Origin of the sequence: Spectribacter acetivorans (genome assembly GCF_031846305.1) — a bacterium.
GTDB classification, from domain to species: domain Bacteria; phylum Pseudomonadota; class Gammaproteobacteria; order Nevskiales; family Salinisphaeraceae; genus Spectribacter; species Spectribacter acetivorans.
The window spans coordinates 235,867-260,160 of the sequence record NZ_JAVRHY010000002.1 but is presented as its reverse complement, the minus strand read 5'-3'; the positions used below and the strand labels follow the sequence as shown (position 1 = coordinate 260,160).

The 24,294-nt window shown below is 64.1% G+C and carries 19 protein-coding genes; 7 read left to right on the top strand and 12 right to left on the bottom strand.

The genetic code is table 11. The annotated features are described in order from the left end of the window. Positions 1–101: 101 nt before the first annotated feature. The 12 genes from RM531_RS03205 to RM531_RS03150 all read right to left on the bottom strand — a co-directional run bounded on the left by RM531_RS03205 (position 102) and on the right by RM531_RS03150 (position 15,870). Positions 102–761 (bottom strand): DUF4396 domain-containing protein, encoded by a 660-nt coding sequence (locus RM531_RS03205; RefSeq protein WP_311657251.1) that lies wholly within the window; start codon positions 759–761, stop codon positions 102–104. 24 nt (positions 762–785) lie between these two features. Continuing rightward, positions 786–3,188, bottom strand: a complete 2,403-nt coding sequence (locus tag RM531_RS03200) for a heavy metal translocating P-type ATPase (protein ID WP_311657250.1) — start codon at positions 3,186–3,188, stop codon at positions 786–788. Then, entirely contained in the window at positions 3,185–3,586 is a 402-nt protein-coding gene (locus RM531_RS03195) for a MerR family transcriptional regulator (protein WP_311657249.1), read from the bottom strand. The genes RM531_RS03200 and RM531_RS03195 overlap by 4 nt, the downstream gene beginning before the upstream one ends. Before the next feature lie 90 nt (positions 3,587–3,676). Continuing rightward, positions 3,677–3,955 carry a DUF411 domain-containing protein gene (locus RM531_RS03190; RefSeq protein WP_311657248.1) on the bottom strand — a complete coding sequence of 93 codons (279 nt, stop codon included), beginning with the start codon at positions 3,953–3,955 and terminating at the stop codon, positions 3,677–3,679. Between the two features lie 199 nt (positions 3,956–4,154). Continuing rightward, complete coding sequence (locus tag RM531_RS03185) at positions 4,155–4,979, bottom strand: copper resistance protein B (RefSeq protein ID WP_311657247.1); 825 nt, start codon at positions 4,977–4,979, stop codon at positions 4,155–4,157. Further along, positions 4,972–6,819, bottom strand: a complete 1,848-nt coding sequence (locus RM531_RS03180; protein WP_311657246.1) for a copper resistance system multicopper oxidase — start codon at positions 6,817–6,819, stop codon at positions 4,972–4,974. The genes RM531_RS03185 and RM531_RS03180 overlap by 8 nt, the downstream gene beginning before the upstream one ends. Before the next feature lie 45 nt (positions 6,820–6,864). Then, positions 6,865–7,662 (bottom strand): c-type cytochrome, encoded by a 798-nt coding sequence (locus RM531_RS03175; RefSeq protein WP_311657245.1) that lies wholly within the window; start codon positions 7,660–7,662, stop codon positions 6,865–6,867. A 34-nt stretch (positions 7,663–7,696) separates the two neighbouring features. Next, positions 7,697–8,149, bottom strand: a complete 453-nt coding sequence (locus tag RM531_RS03170) for a hypothetical protein (RefSeq protein WP_311657244.1) — start codon at positions 8,147–8,149, stop codon at positions 7,697–7,699. A gap of 68 nt (positions 8,150–8,217) precedes the next feature. Continuing rightward, positions 8,218–8,571 (bottom strand): hypothetical protein, encoded by a 354-nt coding sequence (locus RM531_RS03165; RefSeq protein ID WP_311657242.1) that lies wholly within the window; start codon positions 8,569–8,571, stop codon positions 8,218–8,220. Between the two features lie 108 nt (positions 8,572–8,679). Next, on the bottom strand, positions 8,680–11,919 hold the full coding sequence (locus RM531_RS03160; protein ID WP_311657241.1) for an efflux RND transporter permease subunit: 3,240 nt from the start codon (positions 11,917–11,919) through the stop codon (positions 8,680–8,682). Continuing rightward, entirely contained in the window at positions 11,913–14,486 is a 2,574-nt protein-coding gene (locus tag RM531_RS03155; RefSeq protein ID WP_311657240.1) for an efflux RND transporter periplasmic adaptor subunit, read from the bottom strand. The genes RM531_RS03160 and RM531_RS03155 overlap by 7 nt, the downstream gene beginning before the upstream one ends. Continuing rightward, positions 14,473–15,870: a TolC family protein gene (locus RM531_RS03150; protein ID WP_311657239.1), complete on the bottom strand. Its 1,398-nt coding sequence runs from the start codon at positions 15,868–15,870 to the stop codon at positions 14,473–14,475. The genes RM531_RS03155 and RM531_RS03150 overlap by 14 nt, the downstream gene beginning before the upstream one ends. Positions 15,871–16,477: 607 nt before the next feature. On the opposite strand from RM531_RS03150, the gene RM531_RS03145 reads away from it, so the two are divergent. The 7 genes from RM531_RS03145 to RM531_RS03115 all read left to right on the top strand — a co-directional run bounded on the left by RM531_RS03145 (position 16,478) and on the right by RM531_RS03115 (position 24,293). After that, the gene (locus RM531_RS03145; RefSeq protein WP_311657237.1) at positions 16,478–16,816 is read left to right on the top strand and encodes a hypothetical protein; all 339 of its coding nucleotides are present in this window, start codon (positions 16,478–16,480) and stop codon (positions 16,814–16,816) included. 63 nt (positions 16,817–16,879) lie between these two features. Then, positions 16,880–18,166, top strand: coding sequence for a TolC family protein (locus RM531_RS03140; RefSeq protein ID WP_311657235.1), 1,287 nt, complete (start codon positions 16,880–16,882; stop codon positions 18,164–18,166). A 19-nt stretch (positions 18,167–18,185) separates the two neighbouring features. Further along, positions 18,186–19,514, top strand: a complete 1,329-nt coding sequence (locus RM531_RS03135) for an efflux RND transporter periplasmic adaptor subunit (protein ID WP_311657234.1) — start codon at positions 18,186–18,188, stop codon at positions 19,512–19,514. Between the two features lie 160 nt (positions 19,515–19,674). Then, a complete protein-coding gene (locus RM531_RS03130) occupies positions 19,675–22,773 on the top strand; it encodes an efflux RND transporter permease subunit (protein WP_311657233.1) in 3,099 nt (1,032 codons plus the stop codon). A 9-nt stretch (positions 22,774–22,782) separates the two neighbouring features. Further along, positions 22,783–23,112: a P-II family nitrogen regulator gene (locus RM531_RS03125; protein WP_311657231.1), complete on the top strand. Its 330-nt coding sequence runs from the start codon at positions 22,783–22,785 to the stop codon at positions 23,110–23,112. Positions 23,113–23,341: 229 nt separating this feature from the next. Further along, positions 23,342–23,638, top strand: coding sequence for an ArsR/SmtB family transcription factor (locus RM531_RS03120; RefSeq protein ID WP_311657230.1), 297 nt, complete (start codon positions 23,342–23,344; stop codon positions 23,636–23,638). Between the two features lies 1 nt (position 23,639). Further along, positions 23,640–24,293: a class I SAM-dependent methyltransferase gene (locus RM531_RS03115; RefSeq protein WP_311657229.1), complete on the top strand. Its 654-nt coding sequence runs from the start codon at positions 23,640–23,642 to the stop codon at positions 24,291–24,293. The last annotated feature ends 1 nt before the right edge of the window (position 24,294 follow it).

Sequence of the window (24,294 nt, the reverse complement as noted above, 5' to 3'; positions counted from 1 at the left end):
GAAAGGAGTTTGGGCAACCCAAAACCGATTGTCAATCGGTTTTATAGTCGTATTTAGAAAATGCGGTCCCGGCTACGCCGCGAGATGTGGCTTTGTCTGTTTTAGTGATGTGCCATCTTCGGGCTATGCATCCCCTCTTTAACGCCGTAGTGGATTAGCAGCAAGTTCACGGGATAGGCTGCTAACAGGCCGCAGGACAGCGATACGAACAGAGACATCCAGAACAACGGCTCACCCATGGTGGCATCGCCGGCCAGCCACAGGTCGGTGCCGATGGCCACGATTTCCATCACGGTGATGCTGGCGGTTTCGGCCCATAGCGCGTCGTTGAAGGCCTGTTTGAAATCCATTCCGCCCTGCATGAGCGGGCCGACGGTCATGGCGAAGCCGGCGACGTAGGCCAGGGAAAAAGTGATGGCCACCACCCAGCCGGTACTCAGCGCAAGCAGCCCCACCGCGATCATGAGACCGGCAATCTCGCCCGCGCCGCAGCCAGAATAGCAATGCGCGACGGATCGGAAACCACGGCGTAGAAATGAATCGTGATCGATTTGGGCACGTCCGGAGAAATAATAAACAGCGACACCCAACGGTCCCGAGTAGGCCACCGTTAATACCCATACCCATCGCATTAGTGTGGGCAGGTGGGCGTTGTTTTGGCGCAAGTCGCGGAGGGTCCAGAGCACGCAGGCGACGACTACCGCTATCCATATACCCAATACGACGGGGTTGCCGAGAAATTGCCTAATCGTCTCTATCATGTGACTTGGCCCCCGATCTTTCGATTAAAGTTCGGCGCGCCGCAGGCGCAGTGCGTTGGTGATGACCGATACCGAGGAAAAACTCATGGCGGCTGCGGCCAGCATGGGCGAGAGCAACATGCCAAAGATGGGATATAACACGCCGGCAGCCACGGGCACCCCGGCGCCGTTGTAGATGAACGCAAAGAACAGGTTCTGGCGGATGTTGCGCATGGACTGCTCGGACAGGCGCCGAGCCTTGGCGATACCGCGCAGATCGCCCTTGACCAGGGTGATGCGCGCGCTCTCCATGGCTACGTCAGTGCCGGTACCCATGGCGATGCCGACCTCGGCCTTGGCCAGCGCCGGGGCGTCGTTGACGCCGTCGCCGGCCATGGCCACCTTGCGGCCCTCGCCTTGCAGTTTTTCCACTAACGCGTACTTGTCCTCGGGCAGGGCGTTGGCCTGCACCTCGTCGATGCCCAGTTGATCGGCGACGGCCTGCGCGGTTGTTTCGTTGTCGCCGGTAAGCATGATGATGCGCAGTCCGGCTTCATGCAGAATGCGCACGGCCTCGCGGGTGGAGCCCTTGATGGGGTCGGCCACCGCGATCAGGCCGGCGATCTCGCCGTCCACGGCGGCGAGCATGACCGTCTCGCCCTCGCTTCGGCGTTTGTCCGCGGCATCGGCCAGAGGGCCCGGATCAATATCGTTATCCTGCATCAGCCGGCTGTTGCCGATCAGCACCGCGCGGCCGTCGATCGTGCCGCGCACGCCTTTGCCGGTGATCGAGTCGAAGTCGTCGGCGTCGACCGGCTGCACGCCGCGCGCGGCGGCGCCCTCGACAATCGAACGCGCCAGCGGGTGCTCGCTGGCATTTTCCAGCGAGGCGATGAACTTCAATAACTCCTGTTCATCGACGCCTTCGGCCGTTTCCACGGCGACCAGCTTTGGCTTGCCCTCGGTCAGGGTGCCGGTCTTGTCCACCAGCAGGGTATCGACCTGCTCCATCAGCTCCAGCGCCTCGGCATCGCGGATGAGCACGCCGTCGCCCGCGCCCCGGCCCACGCCGACCATCACCGACATGGGCGTGGCCAGGCCGAGCGCACAGGGACAGGCGATGATCAGCACCGAGACCGCCGCCACCAGGGCATAGGACAAGGCCGGCGCGGGACCGGCCCAGGCCCAGGCGGCGAAGGCGAGGATGGCGACCGCCACCACGGCGGGCACGAACACGCTGGCGACCTTGTCCGCCAGGCCCTGGATGGGCGCGCGCGAGCGTTGGGCTTGCGCCACCATGTCGACGATGCGGGCCAACACGGTATCCTCGCCGACTTGGCCGGCACGCATGACGAAACCGCCGGTCTGGTTGACGGTGCCGCCGGTGACGGTATCCCCCACTTGCTTTTCCTGCGGGATCGGTTCGCCGGTAATCATGGATTCGTCCAGGGTCGAGCGGCCCTCGATAATCTCGCCGTCCACCGGCACTTTCTCGCCGGGTCGTACGCGCAGTCTGTCGCCGGCCTTTAGCGCGTCCAGCGAGACTTCTTCTTCCTCGCCGTCGTCCTTGATTCGGTTGGCCGTGGGCGGCGCCAGGTCCAACAACGACTTGAGCGCCTGCGAGGTCTGCCCGCGGGCGCGCGCCTCCATGACCTGGCCAAGCAGGACCAGGGTGATGATGACCGCCGCGGCCTCGAAATAGATCGGCGCGTGGCCGGCCTCGCTCTTGAAGGCGGCGGGCAATAAATCGGGCAGCAGCAGCGCGAAGATGGAAAATCCGTAGGCCGCGCCCACACCCAGTGCAATCAGCGTCCACATGTTGGGGCTGACGTTGAGCACGGATTTCCAGCCCCGCTGAAAGGCGAAACCGCCGCACCACAGCACGACCGGGGTGGCCAGTGCGAACTGAAGCCAACCAAACGTTGCACCGAAAAATTCGCGGATACCCAATCCGGGCACCATCTCGCCCATGGCCAGCACCAGCACGGCCGCCGACAACGGCACACTGACCCAGAAGCGCCGGCTCATGATCTTGAGTTCGCCGTCGTCCTCGTCGCTGGACACGGTCGTGGGCTCCAGCGCCATACCGCACTTGGGGCAGTCACCGGGCTCGTCGCGCACGATCTCCGGGTGCATGGGACAGGTATATTGGGTGCGCCGCTTGGGTGGCGACGCGGGCTCCAGCGCCATACCGCATTTCGGGCAGTCGTCCGGCTGATCACTCTCGACGCCGGGGCACATCGGACAGACGTACTTGTCCGCCTTGGCTTCGGCGGTTGGCTGTGCCGACGCCTCCGGATTCAGGATCGTCTCGGGGTCCGCGGCGAACTTGTCCCGGCAATGCTCGCTGCAGAAATGATAGGTCTCGCCGGCGTGCTCGTGGCTGAGCGCCTGCTCGGGGTCCACAGTCATGCCGCAAACTGGATCCGTGGTGGTCATGTCGTTCATGCCTCGCTCCCGTCGCTCAAGGCTTCGATGATGGGGCAGCCGGGCACGGGACCATGACCGGAACACTGCTTTTCCAGTTCGGCCAGGGTCTTGCGCATGCGTCGCAGGTCGTCGATGCGGGCCTCGATCTGGGCCAGCTTGGCCTGAGCGATGGCTTTGACTTCGCTGCGGTCGCCGCCGTCCTGGAGGCGCAGCAGCGTGCCGATCTCGTCCAGGGTGAAACCCAGGCGCTTGGCGCGGCGAATGAACTGCAGACGGCCCACCGCGTCGGTCGGGTAGCGGCGGTAACCGCTGGGGGCACGCGGCGGGTCGGGCATTAGACCGCGCCGCTCGTAAAAGCGGATGGTCTCCACGCCGGTATCGGTGGATTTGGCAAGTTGGCCGATGGATAGACTCATGACTGACTGCTCCAGTAGTAAGTTAAAGCAGCCTATTCCCGCACCCGACTACAGAGTCAAGAGGCTGCTATCGGGACGACGGCACGCTGGTTACTCCAGATTGCGCGCGGGATAGCGATTGAAATCTCGGTTGCCCTCAGGGTCCAGTAGCCAGACCGTATAGGCCTGGCGCCGATCATCCACTTCCATACCGGGGGAGCCCAGGGGCATGCCGGGCACGGCTAGACCTTCGGCATCCGGTTGCTCATGCAGCAGCCGCTTGATGTCGGCAGCCGGCACGTGGCCTTCCACGACATAGCCGTCGATTTCCGCCGTGTGACAGGAACGCATGTCGCGGGGGAGATTATGCCGAGCCTTTACCAGGCTCATCTGCGCGGTATCACGCGTTTGCACGGCGAACCCATTGGCCCTGAGATGCGCCACCCATTTCTCGCACAGCCACAGGTGGGGCTCTTGTAGACGACGGCGGTGGGCAAGTCGGCTTGACCGGCGGGCGGCCCCTAGCTGTCGCAGGCGGCGAGACCGGCGGCCAACATCAGCAGCGCTACTCGCCGGCCGGCTTCGCGCATCAATACCATGCCCGGACGCCGATCACGAAGTTAGTGGACGAGGTCGCTTCGCCTGCGCGTTCGGCGATGTCCTCGGTCTCGCCGTACAGGCTCTCATAGCGCACGCCGATGTAGGGCGCGAACTCGCGCTTGATCTCGTAGCGCAGGCGCAGGCCCATTTCGGTGTCGTTCAGGCCTTGGCCCAGACCGTACTCGGGCACGTCGTTGGCGCTGGCGTTGAGTTCCAGGCGTGGTTGCAGGATTAGGCGTTGGGTGAGCGGCAACTCGTACTCGAACTCGCCGCGGAAACTCACGTCACCGTCCTCGCTGACGAAAAACGCGGTATCGGACTCGAACCAGTAGGGTGCCAGACCCTGTATGCCAAGCACGCCGAAGGCGCGGTCGGTACCGGGATTGGTGTCGTAGCGAATGCCTGCCTGGGCGCCGAAGAAAGGGCTGATCATGCGGTTATACAGCGCCTGGAACTCGGTGTCCTCCGGACCGCCGCCGTGGGTGGGTCCCTCGCCCTCGGTTTTCCACCAGAACTTGTTGGTATCGCCGCCGAGCCAGCCCTGGGCGTCCCAGAGATAGTTGTTGGTGCCCTCGGGGTCGCCGTACTCCAGGCGGTCGATCAGGGCGAAGCCGAACAATTTCTGGTCCTTCGTTATCTTGGGCCATTCAGCAGGCGCACCGCTCTGGGGATTACGTTCACCCGGCGGATAGATGGCATCGGGATCGGCATTCTGGCCTGGCAATTCCCTTTCGTCGGCCGCCGGCGCCAAGCCGGGCAGGGCCAGAATGAACAGCACCAGGCCCGATAGAAGGGGCAGACGGGTGTTAAACATCGGTGTTCTCCTTTTTGCTGCGGGGGCCGACTCGCACGACGCGGGCCATGCCCATTTCCATGTGATAGAGAAAGTGACAATGGAAGAACCAGCGGCCCGGTTCGTTGGCGGTGACCAGCAGCGACACGCGCGAGCCGGGCAGCACGCTGATGGTGTCCTTGAACGGGAGATGCTCGCCCTGCTTGTTCTCCAACTCCATGAACATGCCGTGCAGGTGAATGGGGTGCTCCATCATGGTGTCGTTGATCATGATCAGCCGCACGCGCTCGTTGTAGGGGAAGTCGATCGGGCTGTCGGTATCGCTGTACTTCACCCCGTCAAACGACCACATATAGCGATCCATGTTGCCGGTCAGGTGCAGCTCGATGGTCTTGGCCGGCTCGCGTTTGTCGGCCATTGGCTTGGTGTTGCGTAATTGGCTGTAGGTCAGCACCCGGTGCGGCACATCCTTGAGGCCGGTCCCGCGTTCGGCCAGGCGGTAGCGCTGGACGGTCGCTGTGGTGATATTGCCGGGACCGTGGCCATCAGGCCCGTGGCGAGCGATCACCGGCCCGGCCGGCTCCATCATGGCGATGCTATTGTCCGCGCCCATGCCGGATTTGGGACTATCGCCGCCGGGCATGGCATGGCCCGAGTGCGACATGCTCCCGCCGCCCATGTTCATCATGTCCATATCCATGCCCATGTCGACCATGGTGCGCGTTGGCTGGGCGCGCAGGGGCGGCACGGACGCATCCATGCCCGGCCGCGGGGCTAGTGTGCCGCGCGCGTAGCCGCTGCGGTCCATAGACTCGGCCATGAGTGTGTAGGCCTGATCCGCTTTTGGCTCGACCACGACGTCGAAACGCTCGGCCACGCCGATCTGGAACTCGTCGGTTTCCACCGGCTCGACGTTCTGGCCGTCGGAGGCCACCACACTCATGGGCAGCCCCGGGATGCGAACATTGAAATAGCTCATGGCCGAGGCGTTGATCACGCGCAGGCGGATGCGCTCGCCGGGCTTGAACAACGCCGTCCAGTTGGCGCCTGGATGCATGCCGTTCATCAAATAGGTATAGGTGTAGCCGGTGACATCGGCGATGTCGCGCGGGCTCATGCGCATATTGCCCCAGGCCATGCGGTCCTGCAGGGTCGCGCCCCAGCCGGCCTTGGAGACGTCCTCGGCAAAGTCGGCGGCCGTGCGCTCGCTGAAGTTGTAGTAGTCGCTCATCTTCTTCAGCTTGGCCATCAGCCGGTGCGGATCTTCGAAGGTCCAGTCGCTCAGGACCACGACGTATTCGCGGTCGGCGTCGATATGGTCCTCGCGGCTCTGCGGATGGATGACCAACGGCCCGTACTGGCCCAGCTGCTCCTGTAGCCCGGTATGGCTGTGGTACCAGTAGGTGCCGTACTGGCGCACCGGGAAATCCACCTCGAAGGTGTCGCCCGGATCGATGCCGGGAAATACCACGCCGGGCACGCCGTCCATCTGGAAGGGCAGCAGGATGCCGTGCCAGTGGATGGAGGTGGATTCGTCCAGGTGGTTATGCACCCGCAGGTGGGCGTTTTTTCCTTCCCAGAGCTCCACGATGGGGCCGGGCACCGAGTTATTGACGGTGATGGCGGAAGCGCGGCCGCCAGCGATGTCGATGGTCTCGCGCCGGATGTGCACGTCCATGGTCACGTCGCGGGCCGGACCGCCCGGCACGCGCGCGGCGGTGGTGTCCAGATGCGGCCCGTGGGGCGCCGTACTGGCGCGTGCATAGGTCGGCAGTAGACTGTCGAACCCGGCCAGCAGGCCGGCGGAGGCCATCGCCTGTAACAGGCGGCGGCGGTCTTTGCTGTAATTTTCGTGTCGCATGGTTACCTCGTGACTTAATCGGTTGATCTGTGTGCAGGTTTTCGATTAATGCTGATGATCGTGGCCGTCGTCGGCCGACTCAGGCTGGGGTGCCGGCTGTTTGTCATGATGACCGGGCGCGCCGTGACTCGGGCTTGCGGATTCGGCGGCCGGCGGCGCGGCGTCCTCTTGCCCCATGTCCATGCCTTGCATATCGCTGCTTTGCCCTTGAGCCGGTTTGGTATCATGATGGCCGGGTTCGCCGTGTCCGCCGGCATCATGTCCGCTCTGGCCGGCGGGTTCAGGCTCATTACCATGCCGATGGCCGTGGCCATCAGCAGCCGGCGCGCTGCGCTTGGCCTGCGCTATCAGCGTGTTGTAGGCCTCGGGCGTGGCGTCGGACATTTCGTCGAGAAAGGCCACCAATGCCCACAGCTCTTCGTCCTTGTGGGTCGGCCCGAAGGCCGGCATGCCGGTCATGCGCACGCCGTTCTTGATGACCCAGAACGCTTCTTCTGGACTGCGGTGGGGGATGATTTCCGCCAAATCTGGTGGAGGCGGATTAAGGCCGGTACTTACCGGAGTCTTCGACTTCCCGGGCGGTGTATGACAGCCGCTGCACATGGCCATAAAGTTGCGGGCGCCTTGCAGCACTCGCTCGCGGCCGCCCAAGTTCTCCGGCACTTGTATTTCATCGGCACGCACTGCGACCGAGTTGGCGTAGGTACTGTGCAGCAGCCAGGCAATCGGAGGGGGGTCTTCCCAGGTGGCGGCTACGTTGAACAGACCGGAATAAACCACCGTCGGCACTGCGATTACGGCACCGACGATTAGGACAACCAGGGTGATGATGACTGTTTTCATGGTGATTCTCCGTAAAGCTCGGTAACTGCCGGACTCATTTCGAGGCAGCCAGGGAGAATGGTCCGAACAACACTTGTCGCCGCTCGCTCGCGGGCGGGGTCAGGGAAATGATCACGCGGAAATCGCCCGCATCCGGCAATTGCGCCGGCGCCACCAGTTGTTGCTCGCTCGCGCGACGCAAGGTCAAAGCGCGTGAGCCCTGGTCCGTCCAGAGAAGGGCCTCGGCCCGCATATCCGCCAGCAAAACTGGGCGGCCCCGTTGGTCACGGGCATAAACCGAGAGTCTGTCTGGCTGAGCAACCAATTCCAGGAACAGATCGCCTGCACGGCGCACTTCACCACCATAGCGAGGCTTGTCGGCATGGCTGGGGGCATGTGCCCCAGAAGCCTGAGCGAACAGGCCGAAGGTCAGTAGGATTAGTGCCTGGAATACCCGCCTATTCGACGAATACGCACCGCCCGATGGGCGAGTCTTTTGGGTAGACATGTATCACTCCGAAGTAAGAGAACAGGACTGGGCACGGCTGACCGTGCCCCGCTCCGCAGGGCGTTACTTCAGGTGATAGAGGGCGGCCGGAATAGGGGGTTTTTGTGGGCGTGCAATAGATCGGCGCGCGATTGGGGCGGAACGCTGTGTTCACGCTCGTAATCAGCGGGCGAAGGACCAGTTGAATTCAGGACGCCGGCGGCACTGGCCGCGCAGTGACCGGCCACGTCGCAATGACAGGGGCAATCGTCGTCTGCTTCCATTGGGCCTGCCTGCGCTTGGAGATGGTGGTGGGGGCCATCTGCCGTGTTCGACTGCATGGTCTCCGATGCGCTTTGAGCATGCACGCAAAACGGTGCCGCGGTCACGGTATTAGCCGCGGCCAGTTGAACGCAGAGTGCGATCAGCAGCAGGCGGGTCATGCGCGTGAGTATGGGCAGTCTATCATTAGCATTTTTTGAGTATAAGTCCGAACCCTGGTACGGATGCAAGCGCCAGCCATGACCTTTTAGGGTTTGCGTGGGTCGAGTTCACTTGATTGTATTGGCAGGCAATCTACGACCCCGCCAAAACGCAAAGATCGCCGGAAACACGATCAACACCATGAGCAGGGCCGTGCCCACGCCGCCGAGCATGGGCGCGGCGACGCGCTTCATCACGTCGGCGCCGGTGCCGGAGGTGAGCATGAGCGGGATCAGGCCCATGAACAGGGCCAGGCCGGTCATCAGCATGGGGCGGATGCGCTGGCCGGCGCCAGCGGCGATGGCTTCGCGCAGGTCGGCGTGGCTGTTGAGTTGACCTTCTGCCATGCGCTGGCGCCAGGCCAGGTCGAGATACAGCATCATCAACAGGCCCAGTTCCACCGCCAGCCCGGCGACCGCGATCATGCCCACGGCCACCGCCACCGACAGCTTGTAGCCCAGAAACCACAGCAGCCAGATGCTGCCCACCAGCGAGAACGGGATGGTCAGCATCACGATCAGGGTTTCCGTGAACGAAGCCCGGTGCATGAACAGCATGAAAAAGATCAGGCCGAGGGTCAGCGGTACCAGAATCTGCAGCCGCGCCTTGGCCCGCTCGAAGCTCTTGAACTGGCCGGCCCAGGCGATGCGGTAGCCATCGGGCACATCCACACTGTCGGCCACCACCTGCTTGGCGCGTTCCACGTAGTCGGGTATGCCGAGCCCGTCGCCCACGTCCACGAATACGAAGCCGACGAGCTGGCCGTCCTCGTTGCGGATCATGGGCGGGCCGGTGCGGAACTGCGCGTCGGCCACCTGGCTGATGGGGATCTCTGCTCCGGTTTGGGTGGTGACGTAGGTGCGCTCCAGCGCATCCAGGTCGCTGCGATAATCGCGGTTGTAACGCACCAGGATGTTGTAGCGCTCGCGGCCCTCGACCGTCTCCGAGACCACTTTTCCGCCCATGGCGGCAACGATGACATCCTGCACGTCGCCCACGTTCAGGCCATGCCGGGCGGCGGCCTCGCGGTCGATATCGAAGTCCAGGAAATAGCCGCCGGTGGTGCGCTCGGCGAAGGCGCTGCGGGTAAACGGCGCGGTACGCTCGTCGGCCAGCAGCGCCTCTTCGATAGCGGTAGCGGTGGATTCGATCTTGCCCAGATCCGGGCCGAACACCTTGATGCCTAATGAGGAGCGGATGCCGGTGGCCAGCATTTGCGTGCGCGTCTGGATCGGCATCCACCAGATGTTGGGCATGCCGGGGAAGCGCATCTTCTGGTCCATTTCCTCGATCAGCTTGTCCCAGGTCATGCCCTCGCGCCATTCGCTCTTGGGTTCGAGCATGACGTTGATTTCCATCATCGACAGCGGCGCGGGGTCGGTGGCACTGGTCGAGCGTCCGGCCTTGCCGAACACCCGCTTGACCTCCGGGAACTGCATGAGCTGCTTGTCCATGGTCTGCAGCGTCTGCTGGGCCTCGGCGATGGACATGCCGGGCAGCGCGGTGGGCATGTACAAAATACTGCCCTCGTTAAGCGGTGGCATGAACTCGCTGCCGAGTTGCTGATACACCGGCACGGTACTGATCAGCATCAGCGCCGCGCCGCCGATTACCGGCCAGCGCAGCCGTACAGCCCAACGCGCCACCGGCGCGTAGCCGGTGGCCAGCTTGCGGTTAAGCCAGCTTTTTTCGCCGTGAATCTTGCCGCGGATGACCAAAACCGCCAGCGCCGGAATCAGCGTCACCGACAGCAGGGCGGCAAAGAACATGGAGTAGGTCTTGGTCCAGGCCAACGGCTTGAACAGCCGGCCCTCGGTGCCGGTGAGCGCGAACACCGGCAGGAAGGACACCGCGATGATCAGCAGCGAGAAGAAGATCGAGGGGCCGACTTCCTGCATGGCCTCGATGATGATTGCGCTTCGGGATTTCTGCGCATCCGGACCGTCGTCACCGGCGTCTTGCCAGCCCGCCAGCCGCTTGTGGATGTTGTCGATAATCACGATCGCCGCGTCCACCATCGCGCCGATGGCCACCGCGATGCCGCCCAGCGACATGATATTGGCGGTCAGCCCCTGGTAGTACATGGGAATGAAGGCCAACAGAATAGCGATGGGCAGCGTCACGATGGCCACCAGCGCCGAGCGCAGGTGCAGCAGGAACACGATGATGACCACCGAGACGATAATCATTTCCTCGGCCAACGTGTGCTGCAGCGTCTCGATGGCGCGCTCGATCAGCGACGAGCGGTCGTAAACCGGGGTTACCTCCACGCCGTCCGGCAGGCTCTTCTTGGCCTCATCCAGGCGCTGCTTGACGCGCTCGATCACGTTCAGCGCGTTCTCGCCGTAGCGCATGACCACGATGCCGCCCACGGTCAGGCCCTCGCCGTTGAGTTCGGAACTGCCGCGTTGCAGGGCCGGGCCCAGGCTGACGTTGGCCACGTCCGAGACGCGGATGGGCACGCCGTTGTCGTTGGTGCCCAATACCACTTTTTCCAGGTCGGCGGTGGACTTCACGTAGCCGCGGCCGCGGATGAACTGCTCGTGGCCGGAGACCTCCAGCACCCGGCCGCCCACGTCGTTGTTGGAACGGCGTACCGACTCGATCACCTTTTGCAGCGGGATGTCGTAGGAGGCCAGCCGGTTGGGGTCGATATTGATCTGGTATTCCTTCTCGTAGCCGCCCACCGAGGCCACCTCGGCCACGCCGTCCACCGATTCCAGCGCGTATTTCAGGTTGAAATCCTGAATGCTGCGCAGGTCGGCCAGGCTGTGCTGGCCGGACTTGTCCACCAGCGCGTACTGATACACCCAGCCCACGCCGGTGGCGTCCGGACCCAGGGTAGGGTTCACCCCGTCGGGCAAGTCGGCGGTGGCCGAGTTCAGATACTCCAGCACCCGCGAACGGGCCCAGTAGATATCCGTGCCTTCCTCGAAGATCACGTAGACGAAGGACAGGCCCATGAAGGACTGGCCGCGCACGAATTCCACCCCGGGTGCGGCCAGCAAGGTGGTGGTCAGCGGATAGGTGATCTGGTCCTCGACCAGGTCCGGGCTGCGCCCGGGCCAGTCGGTGAACACGATCACCTGCACGTCGGACAGATCGGGAATCGCGTCCAGCGGCGCGCCCACCAGGGAGCGATAACCCCAGAAGGTGGCCGCCGCCACCACCATGAGGGTCAGCAGCCAGTTGCGGGCGGAAAAAGCGATCAGGCCGGCGAGCGGACCGCGACGGTAGTCGCCGTGGCCATGCCCGCCGGCATCGGGGGTGCTTGTCTCTGAAGCATGGTTATGCGTGTGATCTACCATTGTTCAATCCCCGTCTTGAGCTTGGCCTCGGCGGCAATCAGGAAGTTGCCGGAGGTGATAACGTCGTCGCCGGGGTCAAGGCCCTGACGGATTTCGACCCAGCCGTCCACGCGCTGGCCGGTCTTTACGCGCACGGGTTTGAGCTTGCCGTCTTCGCCCAGGTCCTTGAACACCACCCGCGACTCGCCCGCCACCAGCACCGCGCCTTCCGGCACCATCAGGCGGCGGCCCAGGTCGGCCTGTAACTTCACCTCCGCATACATATCCGGCTTGAGTGCGCCGTTAGGGTTGTCCAGCACCAGGCGGATGCGGGCAGTGCGGGTCTTGCCTTCCAGATAGGGGTAGATGTAATCCACTTTCGCCCGGTATTGCTTGTCCGGGCCGTAGGGCAGGTTGACCTCGGCGGTCATGCCCTTGTCGATCAGCGGCAGGTCGGCCTCGTAGACTTCCGCATCGATCCACACGGTGGACAGGTCGGCGATGCGCAGCAGCATGTCGCCGGTTTTCATGTGACTGCCCTCGTTGATCATCTTCTCGACCACGGTGCCGCTCTTGGGCGCGTGGATGGGCAGGTATTCGTAGGCCTCGCCACGGCGCTCGATGGCGCGCACCTGGGCCGGGGATATGTCCCACAGCATCAGGCGCTTGCGGGCCGCACGTACCAGGCTGTCGTCCGGCCCGCGGCTGGCCAGACGCTGGCGGGCTTCCAGATACTCCTGCTGCGCGGACAACAATTCCGGGCTGTAAACCGTGAACAGCACCTGGCCTTTTTCCACCCGGGTGCCCACGTAGTCGGCCTTGAGCTCGCCGATCCAAGCGTCGAACTTGAGGCTGATATTGCTTATGCGGCGCTCGTCGTAGTCGACTTGCCCGACCGCACGGATGGTCTTGCTCACCTCGCGCATCTGCGCCTTTCCGGTTCGCACGCCAATCAACTGCCGACGCCGGGCATCGACCGTGACCACGCCGGACTGGACCTGTTCGTTGGTCACTGGCACCAGGTCCATGCTGCAAATCGGGCACTGGCCCGGCTCGGACTTGCGCACCGAGGTATGCATGGAGCAGGTGTAATAGGCGATGCCCTCGGGCGTGGCGGTGGCCGCGCGCAGGCCGTATTCGCCAGTGGTGAAGGCCAGCACCAGGTCGCCGTGGCCTTGTTCCTCGGTGGTCACGTCCACCGCCAGGACGTAGTCACCCTCCGTGGGGAGTTCGAGCACCCCGCGGTAGACGCCGTCGCCGCCGGCTTCCAGTTGCACGACCTCGGAGTTGCGTTGGCCTTGCATGCCCTTTCCGGACATGCCTTTGGACATCGCATCGTCGCGCATCATCGAATCGCTACCGGACATGCCCTGGTTAGCCATCATGGCGTCATCGCCGCGCATGCGGTCGCCGCCGTCCATGGCCATGCGGTCTTTTTCCATCTTGTCGCCGCGGTCCGGCACATTCGACGACATGGCGTCGTCCTGCATCATGCGGTCGCCGGAGGAGGCTTCGTTACCCATCATGGCGCCCTGATCCTGCATGCCCGCGCCCTTCTCAAGCTGGGCGGCGACGCGCACGGTGGCACCGTTTACGGGGCGGTCGTTTTCATCCAGCACGGTGACCTGCAGCAGGTTTCGCCCGGCCATCATGGCGGTGCCCTTTTTCATGGCCTCCATGGCCTCGGGCGTGTCGCCCGACATGCCATCGTCGCCATCCATGGCCATGCGGTCTTTTTCTATCTGGTCATCGCGGTCCGACATAGTCGGCGACATGGACTCGCGTTGCCGCATGCTTTTTTCACCGGACATGGCGTCGTCCCGCATCATGCGATCGTCGCCGGACATACCCGAGTCGGCCATCATGGTGTCCTCGCCGCGCATGCCGTCGTCTCGCATGATGGCGCCGTCCTTGGACCTGGCGCCGGGCTCCATCTTGTCGCCCGACATGGCGTCGCCAGGCACCATTCCGCCGCTGCCCAGCACCTCGACCTTCACCTGGTATTGGCCCACGGTGTAAAAGCCGCGGTCGTTTTTCTCCGGAGATTGGCTGGCGGCCATCTGATCGCCGCCCATGCCGTCTTTTTGGCTCATGGAGCCGGCCACCGGCGTACCGCCGGAGGTAATGGACAGTCCCTGGCGACCGGTGGCCATGTCGAAGCCCAGGCGGGTCTCGCCGACGCCGTCCTTCTGGATGTAAAGAGACAACGGCCATTCGCCGCGCATTTCCAGGTTCAGCGGTCCGGCGTACAGCCCCGGTTCCACCTCGTCCAGGTCGGCCGGCGCGCGCATGGAGGCCATCGCGCCCATGGCCGGCATCTCGCCGTAGGCCTTGATGGAGGCCCCGGTTATCGGATTACCCTGGGCATCCGCGACCTTCACCATGAATTGGTTATCCCCGACTTGGGGCGCCTCCGGATTGATGTCCACTGTGACTCGGAACGGACCGGACTCATAAGTGGTGGCGTCAGCCATGTTCATCGGCGCCATGCCGGCGCCGGCAACATAACGGAAGCCGAAAAAGCCAACGGCGCCGGCGATCAAAACCACCGGCAGCGCGATCAGCAGCGTGAATTTAAGGTTTTTCATGGTGCACCTGTATGGGGTCCGCGCTCGCCGGGGCGGCGCCGGGTTGCGGCAGTTCGCCGCCGGTCCAGCGTTGCAACTCGGCCAGCGCGGCGAAGTGGTCCGCGCGGGCGCTTTCCAGTTCCAGTTCGGCTTCGAGCTTGAGTTGTTCGGCGGTGATCACGTCCAGGAAGGCGCCGCCGCCGGCGCCGTATTCCGAGCGGGCGGCGCTCAGGTTTTCCAGCGTTCGCGGGATCAGTTCGGTCTCGTAGAGGGCAATGGTCTCGGCCGCCTTGCGGGCGTTGGTGCTGGCCTGTCTCAAATCCGCCAGCAGGCGGGCGCGGGTATCCTCCCGCTGGTAATGCAGGCGCATCGAATCCGCCTTGGCGGCATCCAGGGCCGCGCGGCGTTTGCTGCGATCCAGCGGCAGGTTGATGCTCAGGCCGAATTCGGAGCGCGTCTCGCTGGCGGGGCGATAATCGTTGTTGCGCACGATCAGGTTCAGATCCGGGTAGAAGGCTTTTTCCGCCAGGCCTTCGCGTGCCCGGTTCGCAGCCAGCAACTCGTCCATGCGCGCCAGTTCCGGGTGGCGGCGCAGGGCTGCATCCCGCAGCGCGGCATAGGCGGGCAAGGCGCGCGGCCGCGGCAGACCCGCGGGCGGCGGCAGGCGCCGGTCGGCGTCTCGATTCAGCAGCGCATTGAGGCGCGCGCATACGGCGTCCTGCAGCCGCGCGAATGCCAGGGCCTGTTTTTTCAGGCGCTGCAGTTCGACCTCGGCCTGGAGCACGTCCTGCTGGCTGGCCAGGCCGGCGGCGTAGCGGTTCTCGGCGATACGCCGCAGCTCGTCCACCAGGTCCTGGTTGGCGGCATTGATCTCCAGTGCCCGGTGCACGTAGGCCCACTGGGCGTAATGCTCCAGCGTTCTGGCTTCCAGGCGCAGGCGCATAACCTCGACGCTGTCGTCGGCGGCAGCGGCTTCGCGCTGCGCCGCATCCGCGCGCAGGCCGAGAGTGCCGGGCCACGGCACTTCCTGGCTCAGCTCGACAATGCCGCTGATGCCGCGTTCGCGGCCGGCCGGCGTGGTAAAGCCGTCAAACGTGCGGGGTGCGGTGGTTACCCGCAGCCGCGGATCAGGCAGCGCCCCGGCCGGTTCGATGCGCGCCTCGGCGGCGTCCACGGCCGAACGCATGGCCGCCAGGCCGGCGTTTGCGGACAGCACCCGGTCGACCAGCTGATCGGCGTCCAGGCGCTCGTCATTCAGACTGGTGGCGGCTGCAGCGCCGTTTGCGGTGGCACCGAGCAACAGCAGCAGTGCTGGCAGCGCGAAGCGCTTGCCCGCGGCCGAGCAAAAATTGCGGTGGCGTTTTAGTTTCGCAGTATTACGCTGCGCGAAATACGAATGGGACATGCCCCATCTCCAAAGCAGTTGAACAGATCGACGCGCGGGCGCGCCGACGAACGAACGTCTAGCTTTGGATCGGGGAGGGGGGTCGGATGAGGTCTTCGGGGTGCGCGGGCAGGGCTCTGGTTGTCAACGTGGTTGCGCGTGGACCCTGCAGCGGCGGTAAGGCAAAAGCCATGGGTGTATTGTTAAACGTCGCCGTGCCACCCGTGGCGCAGGGCGCGTGGCAGTCGTCGCATTGTTCGCAACCGCAGTCGTTCTGCTGTCCGGCGTCGCTTACCTGCTCGTGGCTAGTAGCCGCTTCCGCCTCGGCCATTTCATCGGCAGACATTTCCAGGCAGGGGGGCGCGCCAAAAGCCGCCGCCGTGGCCGGCAGCGGTATGGAAATCGCCAGGAAGGCGATCAGAATGGCGCGTAGCAGTGTCATTAACAAGCTTAGTTTAGGTTAAATCCCGATGGAGTTGCCAGCTAGCATTTGTGAGGGTTGTGATGAATTCAGACCTGACCCACGGCAAATCGATTGCGGCAAGCCTAAAGCCTTTACCTGGGTACGGAGTCAAGCGGTATCGGATCATTTGTGAATTCAAAGGTATCTACGTAGTCTATTCGCGCAATGCGTCAGTTCATACGCCAATTCCCGCGACAGGCGAACGCCGTCCACTGGCTGGTGGCAATCATGCTGGGCGTGAGCGCCCTCGCCTGGGCCTGGCATGTGGATATGCCGGTTCCGGCCGATGAAACCGTGCAGGTAGCCGACAGTCATGCGCATAGCGACAGCGGCGATCTAGTGGATCGCTGTGATCACTGCTGCCACGCCGGTGCACATCTGGTGGCGCTGACGCCGTCCCACATTACCGCGGCCTTTGAGTCGACCTCGACTTATACGCTGGCAACGGCCCCAGCGCTGACGCCGCCCCAAACCTCCCCGCCCTTCATACCGCCTATAGCCTGAGTCCCTTCGCGTTACCCGCGCGGGCTGATGCCTGCGCGCCTTTCCAAGCGATGAGGACTCGCAATGCGATTTTCCCTATTGATCGGCGTAGCCGGACTCTGTCTGGCCGCCGTGGGCCATGCGGCTGAACGAGCGCAACTGCCGCAGCCTTTGACCTTAGACCAGGCCCTGTCCTGGGCCGAACAGTACAACCCCACCCTGCGCGGCGCGCGCATCGAGCTGCGCCGCAGCGAAGGCGTGCTCGAACACGCCGACGTGGCGGTGCCGTCCAACCCCGAGCTGGAGCTGGGCACCGCCGAGCGCGAGGCGCCGGACGGTTCGACCACCACCGATATCGATGTCCGCCTGTCCCAGGAATTCTGGATCGCAGGCCAAAGTGGTCTGCGCGAGAACGCGGCACAATCCCGTCTGTCCGGGGCGCGCTCGCAACTGGATTTCCTGGGCAGCGCCATCCGCGCCCGGGTGCGCGCCACCTTCCTGCAGGCCCTGGTCGCCGAGCGGGCCGTGGCCACCGCCAAGGACGTGCTCCAGGTCAACCGTGATCTGGAGGACTATGCCAAACGCCGGCTGGAGGCCGGCAAGGCCAACCGCCTGGAGGCCAATACCGCGCGCATCGGCCTGGGCCGCGCCCAGGCGCTGCTGGCGCAAGCCGAGAAGCGGCGCGACCAGGCCCGTCTCCGGCTGGCAGAACTGTTAGCCGTCGATCCCGCCACGGCTATTCCCTTGCAAGGCCGGCTCGACCCGGCGGCGCTGAAGCTGCCTGGTCAGGCGCAATTGCTGCGGCGCTCCATTGCGCGGCGGGGCGATCTGGCCGCCGCGGCCAAAGAGGTCAGCGCCTCGCGGGAAGATCTCAAGCTCGCGCGCCGCCAGATCGTGCCCAACCTCAAGGTATTCGGCCGCTATGGCGAAGAGGGAGGCAACGAGATTACCGGCGGCGGTGTGGCCTTCGAGCTGCCGCTGCTGCACCGCTTCGGCGGCGAGCGCAAGCAGGCGCAAGCCGAATTGGATGCGGCGCTGCTGGAGCGCGATGTCCTGCAATTGACGGTACGCAGCCAGGTGCTTTCCGCCCTGGCCGATTACGAGGCCGCGCGCCAGCGGGTGGCCGCCCTGTCCGACGAGGTGGTCGACGCCGCCCGCCAGAACTTCGAGCTGACCCAGCGTGCCTTCGAGGCCGGTGAACTCGGCGCCCCGGCGCTGACCGCCGCCCAAGACACCCTGATCAACACCCGCCGCGACTATCTCGACGCACTGGACGCGCTGGTCGCCGCCGGCACCGATCTGGAGCGCGCCACCGGCGGGCTGGTGGTGATGGGCAACGCGAGCGCGGCCAGTCCCGCCCCGAGCCAATAGACAGCTTACGGAGATTTAGATGCTTAATATTGATGGATTAAAGGTTTTCTGTCTGCTCGCGGTGCTGGCACCGCTTGCGGCCTGTAATCAACTATCCGGTGGTGACTCGGCGAGTGCCGCCGAAACCGGCAAGCAGTCGACATCCGGTCACCAGGATGAAGGCGAGGACCACAGCGGCTTTAAGCACAAGGGCGAGCATGAAGGCGAACACGCCGGACAATCATCCGGTGATTCGCATGACGAAGAAGGCGGCGAACACGACGAGCACGCCGCCGACAAGCGCCGAATCCACCTTACCGAAGCCCAGCGCAAGCAGTTGAGTTTGAAAATCGGCACGGCCGAAGCCGGCTCCGCCACAGCCGTGGTGCAGGCCCCGGCCACGGTGCGTTTCGATGGCGACCGGGTGGCCAAGGTCGGCCCAAGATTGGAGGCCAAGGTGGTCGAGGTCACCAGGGATTTGGGCGAGACAGTCGAGGCCGGCGAAACCGTGGCGGTACTGGACAGTGTCGAGCTGGGCCGGGCCAAGGCACGCTACCTGACCACCCAGGCCCGCTTTAGCGCGGCGTTGGCCGAATACCAGCGCGACCAGAAGCTGGCCAGGCAGGAAATCACCAGCGAGGCCGAGCTGCTGGAATCGCGGGCGGCCTATCTGCAGGCCAAGGCCGAACGCGACGCCACGCGCGCTGAGCTGCGGCTGTACGGTCTGGACGACGACGACATTGAATCGGTCGCCGTGGGCGGCGAACAGCCGCTGTCGCGTTATCAACTCACCGCTCCGGTTGCGGGCACCATCCAGCGCCGCGATCTGGTGCCGGGACAAACCGTGTCCGCACAGCAGACACCCATCCACATCGTCAACAACGAGCGGATGTGGGTGATGATCGAGGCCTTCGAGAGAGACCTGCCGCGCTTGAGCGTGGACCAACAGGTGCAGCTCCAGGTTCGTGCCTTGCCGGATCAGACCTTCACCGGCAAAACCGACTGGGTCTCGCGCGAGCTGGACGAGCAGTCGCGCACGGTGCGGGTGCGGGCCGTATTCCCCAACGCCGACGGCGCCCTGCGCGCCGGCATGTTCGGCACCGCCCGCGTCCAAACCGACGCCGAGCAGCGCTTCGCGTTGGTACCCGTGGATGCGGTCCAGACCGTCGAGGACGACGAGGTAGTGTTCGTGCCGGGTGACGAGGACGGCGCCTTCCGGGCCGTCACGGTGACCACCGGCGACGAGGGCGGCGGCCAAGTCGAGATCCGCAGCGGCCTGGCGCCCGGCAACAAGGTGGTCACCGTCGGCGCCTTCGACCTCAAGTCCGCGCTTACGGCGTCGGGTCGCAGCGCGGCGCACAGCCACTAAAAATGTTTAACCACAGAGAGCACAGAGAACACAGAGGCAAGAAGAGCAAGACAAGCTTACGTAAAGGACACAAAGCTTTTCTAATCCGATTTTTCTTCCTCTGCGTGTCTCTGTGTCCTCTGTGGTTAATTTTTCTTCTTGAAAACACTCGGATAAGCCCATGATCGACGCACTCGTCCGCTACGCCCTCAACAACCGCCTGCTGGTACTGGTAGCCGTCACCGGCCTCGCGCTGGGCGGCTATTTATCGCTCAAGCAACTGCCGGTGGATGCCTTCCCCGATGCCACTCCCACGCTGGTACAGGTCTATACCGCCAGCGAGGGCCTGTCCCCGGTGGATGTGGAGACGCTGATCTCCTATCCCATCGAGATCAGCATGTACGGCCTGCCGCAACTGGAAAAGGTGCAGTCCACTTCCATCTTCGGGCTGTCCCGGGTGGACGTCTACTTCGAGGACGGCACCGATATCTACTTCGCCAGGCGGCTGGTCAACGAACGCCTGGCCCAGGCGCGGCGCGGCATCCCGCCGGGGCTGGGCGAACCCCAGCTCGGGCCGATTACCACCGGCCTGGGACGCATCCTGTTCTACACGATGGAAGGCGACGACTACTCGCTGATGGAAAAGCGCACCTTCCAGGACTGGATCGTCAAACCGCAGCTGCGCACGGTGCCGGGCGTCACCGGCGTGCTGTCCATCGGCGGCTACGAGAAGCAATACCAGGTCAAGCTGGACCAGAACGCGCTGCTGGCGCGCGACCTGACCGTGGCCGACGTGCGTGCAGCGCTGGCTGCCAACAATCGCAACGTGGGCGCGTCGTTCATCAACCGCGGCGGCGAGGAGTACATCATCCGCGGCTATGGCTGGGTCGATTCCGGCGAGGCGGGGCTGGACGACCTGCGCGACATCATCGTGGCCGAGCGTAACGGCAATCCGGTCTATATCGGCGACATCGCCGAGGTCGGCTTAGGCGCGGCCATCCGCCGCGGGGCCCAGGTAGCCAACGGCGAAGAATCCGCCGGCGGCTATGTGTTCAAGCTGATCGACACCAACACCCAGAAGGTGTTGGAAGATACCGAGGCCAAGATCGCCGAAATCAACGAGTCGCTGCCGGACGGCTTGAAAGTCTCACCATTCTATTCCCAGGGCGGTCTGGTCGAAGAGGCCATCGGCACGGTCGAGAAGGCCTTGCTGGAAGGCTCGGTGCTGGTGCTGATTCTGCTGTACCTGTTCCTGGGTAACTTGCGCTCGACCCTGATCGTGGTCGCCAGCCTGCCGCTGTCCGTGCTGGTGGCCTTCATCGCCATGAACTACGTCGGCCTGTCCGCCAACCTGATGAGCCTGGGTGGCCTGGCCATCGGCATCGGCATGATGGTGGACGGCTCGGTGGTGATGATCGAGAACATCTTCCGACACATGGAGGAGCGCGGCGCGGAGGAGGATGTCTCCCTGCTGCGCATTGTCAGTGAGGCCGCGCGCGAGGTGGCGCAGCCGATCGTGTTCGCCATCGGCATCATCATTATCGTGTTCCTGCCGCTGTTCACGCTGCAAGGCGTCGAAGGCAAGCTGTTCTCGCCCATGGCTTACACCATCAGCTTCGCCCTGCTGGGCGCGCTGATCCTGGCGCTGACCCTGGTGCCGGTAATGGTGTCGCTGGTGTTCAAGAAGGACAGCGTGCACGGCGAGCCGCGCCTGATCGGCTGGATCAAGGCCGGTTACCGGCCGATCCGGGATGCCGCCCTGAAGGCCCCGGCCCTGGTGCTCGGTATCGCCGTCGTGCTGTTCGGCGCCAGCCTGCTGACCTTCCCCAGCCTGGGTACGGAATTCGTGCCGACCCTGCGCGAGGGCACCATCATGGTCCGCTCCACACTGCCGGCCGGCGCCAGCCTGGAATCGGCCATTCAATACGGCAAGCGCGTCCAGTCGGTATTCAACGAATTCCCGGAGGTGGTCGGTACCTATTCGCGCGTTGGCCGCGCCGAGGTCGGCGGCGACCCCGAACCGGTCAACGTGGTCGCCACGGTCATCACCCTGAAACCGCTGGGCAAATGGCAATCCGGCCGCGATTACGAGGAACTGCAATCGGCCATGGCCAAACGGGTCTCCGACCAGATTCCGGGCCTGGCCAGCAACTTCTCCCAGCCCATCCAGTTGCGTACCGACGAGCTGCTGTCCGGCGTGCAGGCCCAGCTCGTGGCGTCCATCTTCGGCGACGATCTGGACAAGCTCTCCGAGGTGGGTGACCAGGTCGAAGCCCTGGCCAAGAACGTGCCCGGCGCCACCGACGTGCGCAAACAGCAGCAGGGCGGCAAGCGCCAGATCGTGGTCAAGCCGGACCGCGACGCCCTGTCGCGCTACGGCATTTCCGTGGACAAGGTGCTGGACACCTTGGCGGTTGGTGTCGGCGGCGACAGCGTCGGCCTGGTATTCGACGGCATCCGCCGCTTCGATATTTTCCTGCGCTTGCAGGAAGACCAGCGCGAACGCCTGGACGTGATCCGGCAACTGCCGTTACAGACCACCCAGGGCGCCACGATTCCCTTATCCAGGGTGGCCGACGTGTCGATCTACACCGGCCCCAAGAAAATCTCCCGCTCCAATGCCAGCCGCCGCATCTATGTGCAGATGAACGTGCGCGGGCGGGACATGGGCGGCGTGGTCAACGACCTGCGCCAGCGCATCAAAGAGGAAATCGACATGCCGCCGGGCTATTTCGTCGAGTTCGGCGGCCAGTTCGAGAACCAGCAGCGGGCCATGGCCCGGCTGTATCTGGTGGTGCCGGTCACCCTGGCGCTGATCTTCTTGCTGCTGTTCACGGCGTTCAACAGTCTGCGCTACGCGGCGCTGATCTTCCTCAACGTGCCCTTCGCCATCACCGGCGGCATTTTCACGTTGTGGATCACCGGGCTGTACGTGTCCGTACCCGCCGCGGTGGGCTTCATCGCCGTGTTCGGCGTGGCCGTGCTCAACGGCGTGGTGCTGGTGTCCTACATCAACCAGCTCCGCGAACAGGGCATGGACATGGACGAAGCCGTGGCAACCGGCGCCGAGCATCGTCTGCGCCCGGTACTGATGACCGCCTCGGTGGCCATTCTGGGCCTCATTCCTCTGCTGCTTGCAAACGGTATCGGCGCCAACGTGCAGCGACCCTTGGCCGCCGTCGTGGTCGGCGGGCTGATTACTTCGACATTCCTCACGTTGCTGGTATTGCCGGCGGTTTATAAGTGGTTCGCCGAGCCACGGCGCGAATTCGAAATCTAGGAGGACACCATGAGAGAAATCAAGGCTTACGTACGCGAACACATGCTCGACCACGTGATCGATGCGCTGGCGGCGGTGCCGGAGTTGCCCGGCATCGCCATCGTGCAGGTTCGGGAATTCGGTCATGCGGTCCAGAACGGCCGCCTGATCAAGACCGAGATGGCTAAGCTGGAAATCGACGTGCCCGATGAGCTGGTCGAACAAGTAGTCGACACCATCATCGAGCACGCCCGTACCGGCGAGGGCCACCCCGGCGACGGCAAGGTATTCGTCTCCGAGCTGCGCGAGGCTGTGCGCATTGCCGACGGCACGCGCGGCGACGTGGCGGTGCGGCGATGATCGGCGTCGCTGGCCGGTAGTCGCTACCGGCGTTGTTGTTCGGCGTCTCTGCAAATGCCGTCCGGCGGCGCACATCCAGAATCAGCGGCGGCACATCATCGGCCAGACGGCCAGCCAACTCGGCGGGAGAAATACGTTCGATAGGCATGGGCGTGAATACATCGTCCGGTTGACAAGCGGATTGAGTTAATTAACTAATATATGAACATATATTCAAAGGCTTAATAAAATGCTTGACGCAGACCAAGCCACGCAACTGGCGGAAACATTTCACTTGCTCGGCGACGCCAACCGGCTGCGCCTCGTCTACGCCTGTCTGGACAAGCCGGTAAGCGTGCATGACCTGGCGCAGCAGCTAGGCGTTTCGTCCTCGCTGGTCAGCCATCATTTGCGGCTGTTGCGCGCCGCCCGGCTCGTACGCAAGGAAAAACGCGGCCGCCAAGTGTTCTACCAGGCCGCTGACGAGCACGTGCGCTGCGTTCTGCGGGATATGACCGAGCATATCGAGGAACCCGAGGAGGGCTGACATGGCATGGAGCAATGCCGAATTCCGCGAGCAATACAGCAAGCTGGCTAACATTTACGACCCCGGGATGTGGCTGTACCGGGCCATCGGCATGGATATCGAAGCCTACCGGCAAGCGGCCGTCGATGTCCTGCTGCTTAGGCCGGGCGATACCGTGGTCGATCTGGGCTGCGGGACCGGCCTGAATTTTCCGTATCTGCATGCGGCAGCGCGCGAATCCGGTCGCATCATCGGCGTCGATCTCACACCCGCGATGCTGGAACAGGCCGAGCGCCGCGCACGCAAGGCCGGCTGGGCAAACGTGGAGCTGGTGGAAGCGGATATGTCCGGGTACCGGTTTCCGGCCGATACGGACGGTCTGCTGGCCACCCTCGCGCTGGCGACCGTGCCGGACTACGACGACATCCTGGCCCGGGCGGCATCGGAGCTGCCCGCCGGCGCGCGCATCGCCGATTTCGAGCTGCAATGGCCCGAACGCTGGCCGACGTGGCTGGCGCGATTCGCCGCCTGGCTTAACCGGCCGGCCGGAGTAACGCCGGATATCGTGCATCGCCGGCCCGCCGACGCCGTCGCGCGGTACTTCGTGGAGGTCGAGGCCCGCGAGGTCTATTTCGGCGCCGGGATCATTTGTTCGGGCACAGTGCCTGGGAGTTAAT

Bases quoted from the DNA above. Each gene is read 5' to 3' on its own strand.
- RM531_RS03205 (WP_311657251.1), bottom strand. From the start codon at position 761: ATGATAGAGACGATTAGGCAATTTCTCGGCAACCCCGTCGTATTGGGT.
- RM531_RS03200 (WP_311657250.1), bottom strand. From the start codon at position 3,188: ATGAACGACATGACCACCACGGATCCAGTTTGCGGCATGACTGTGGAC.
- RM531_RS03195 (WP_311657249.1), bottom strand. From the start codon at position 3,586: ATGAGTCTATCCATCGGCCAACTTGCCAAATCCACCGATACCGGCGTG.
- RM531_RS03190 (WP_311657248.1), bottom strand. From the start codon at position 3,955: ATGAGCCTGGTAAAGGCTCGGCATAATCTCCCCCGCGACATGCGTTCC.
- RM531_RS03185 (WP_311657247.1), bottom strand. From the start codon at position 4,979: ATGTTTAACACCCGTCTGCCCCTTCTATCGGGCCTGGTGCTGTTCATT.
- RM531_RS03180 (WP_311657246.1), bottom strand. From the start codon at position 6,819: ATGCGACACGAAAATTACAGCAAAGACCGCCGCCGCCTGTTACAGGCG.
- RM531_RS03175 (WP_311657245.1), bottom strand. From the start codon at position 7,662: ATGAAAACAGTCATCATCACCCTGGTTGTCCTAATCGTCGGTGCCGTA.
- RM531_RS03170 (WP_311657244.1), bottom strand. From the start codon at position 8,149: ATGTCTACCCAAAAGACTCGCCCATCGGGCGGTGCGTATTCGTCGAAT.
- RM531_RS03165 (WP_311657242.1), bottom strand. From the start codon at position 8,571: ATGACCCGCCTGCTGCTGATCGCACTCTGCGTTCAACTGGCCGCGGCT.
- RM531_RS03160 (WP_311657241.1), bottom strand. From the start codon at position 11,919: ATGGTAGATCACACGCATAACCATGCTTCAGAGACAAGCACCCCCGAT.
- RM531_RS03155 (WP_311657240.1), bottom strand. From the start codon at position 14,486: ATGAAAAACCTTAAATTCACGCTGCTGATCGCGCTGCCGGTGGTTTTG.
- RM531_RS03150 (WP_311657239.1), bottom strand. From the start codon at position 15,870: ATGTCCCATTCGTATTTCGCGCAGCGTAATACTGCGAAACTAAAACGC.
- RM531_RS03145 (WP_311657237.1), top strand. From the start codon at position 16,478: ATGCGTCAGTTCATACGCCAATTCCCGCGACAGGCGAACGCCGTCCAC.
- RM531_RS03140 (WP_311657235.1), top strand. From the start codon at position 16,880: ATGCGATTTTCCCTATTGATCGGCGTAGCCGGACTCTGTCTGGCCGCC.
- RM531_RS03135 (WP_311657234.1), top strand. From the start codon at position 18,186: ATGCTTAATATTGATGGATTAAAGGTTTTCTGTCTGCTCGCGGTGCTG.
- RM531_RS03130 (WP_311657233.1), top strand. From the start codon at position 19,675: ATGATCGACGCACTCGTCCGCTACGCCCTCAACAACCGCCTGCTGGTA.
- RM531_RS03125 (WP_311657231.1), top strand. From the start codon at position 22,783: ATGAGAGAAATCAAGGCTTACGTACGCGAACACATGCTCGACCACGTG.
- RM531_RS03120 (WP_311657230.1), top strand. From the start codon at position 23,342: ATGCTTGACGCAGACCAAGCCACGCAACTGGCGGAAACATTTCACTTG.
- RM531_RS03115 (WP_311657229.1), top strand. From the start codon at position 23,640: ATGGCATGGAGCAATGCCGAATTCCGCGAGCAATACAGCAAGCTGGCT.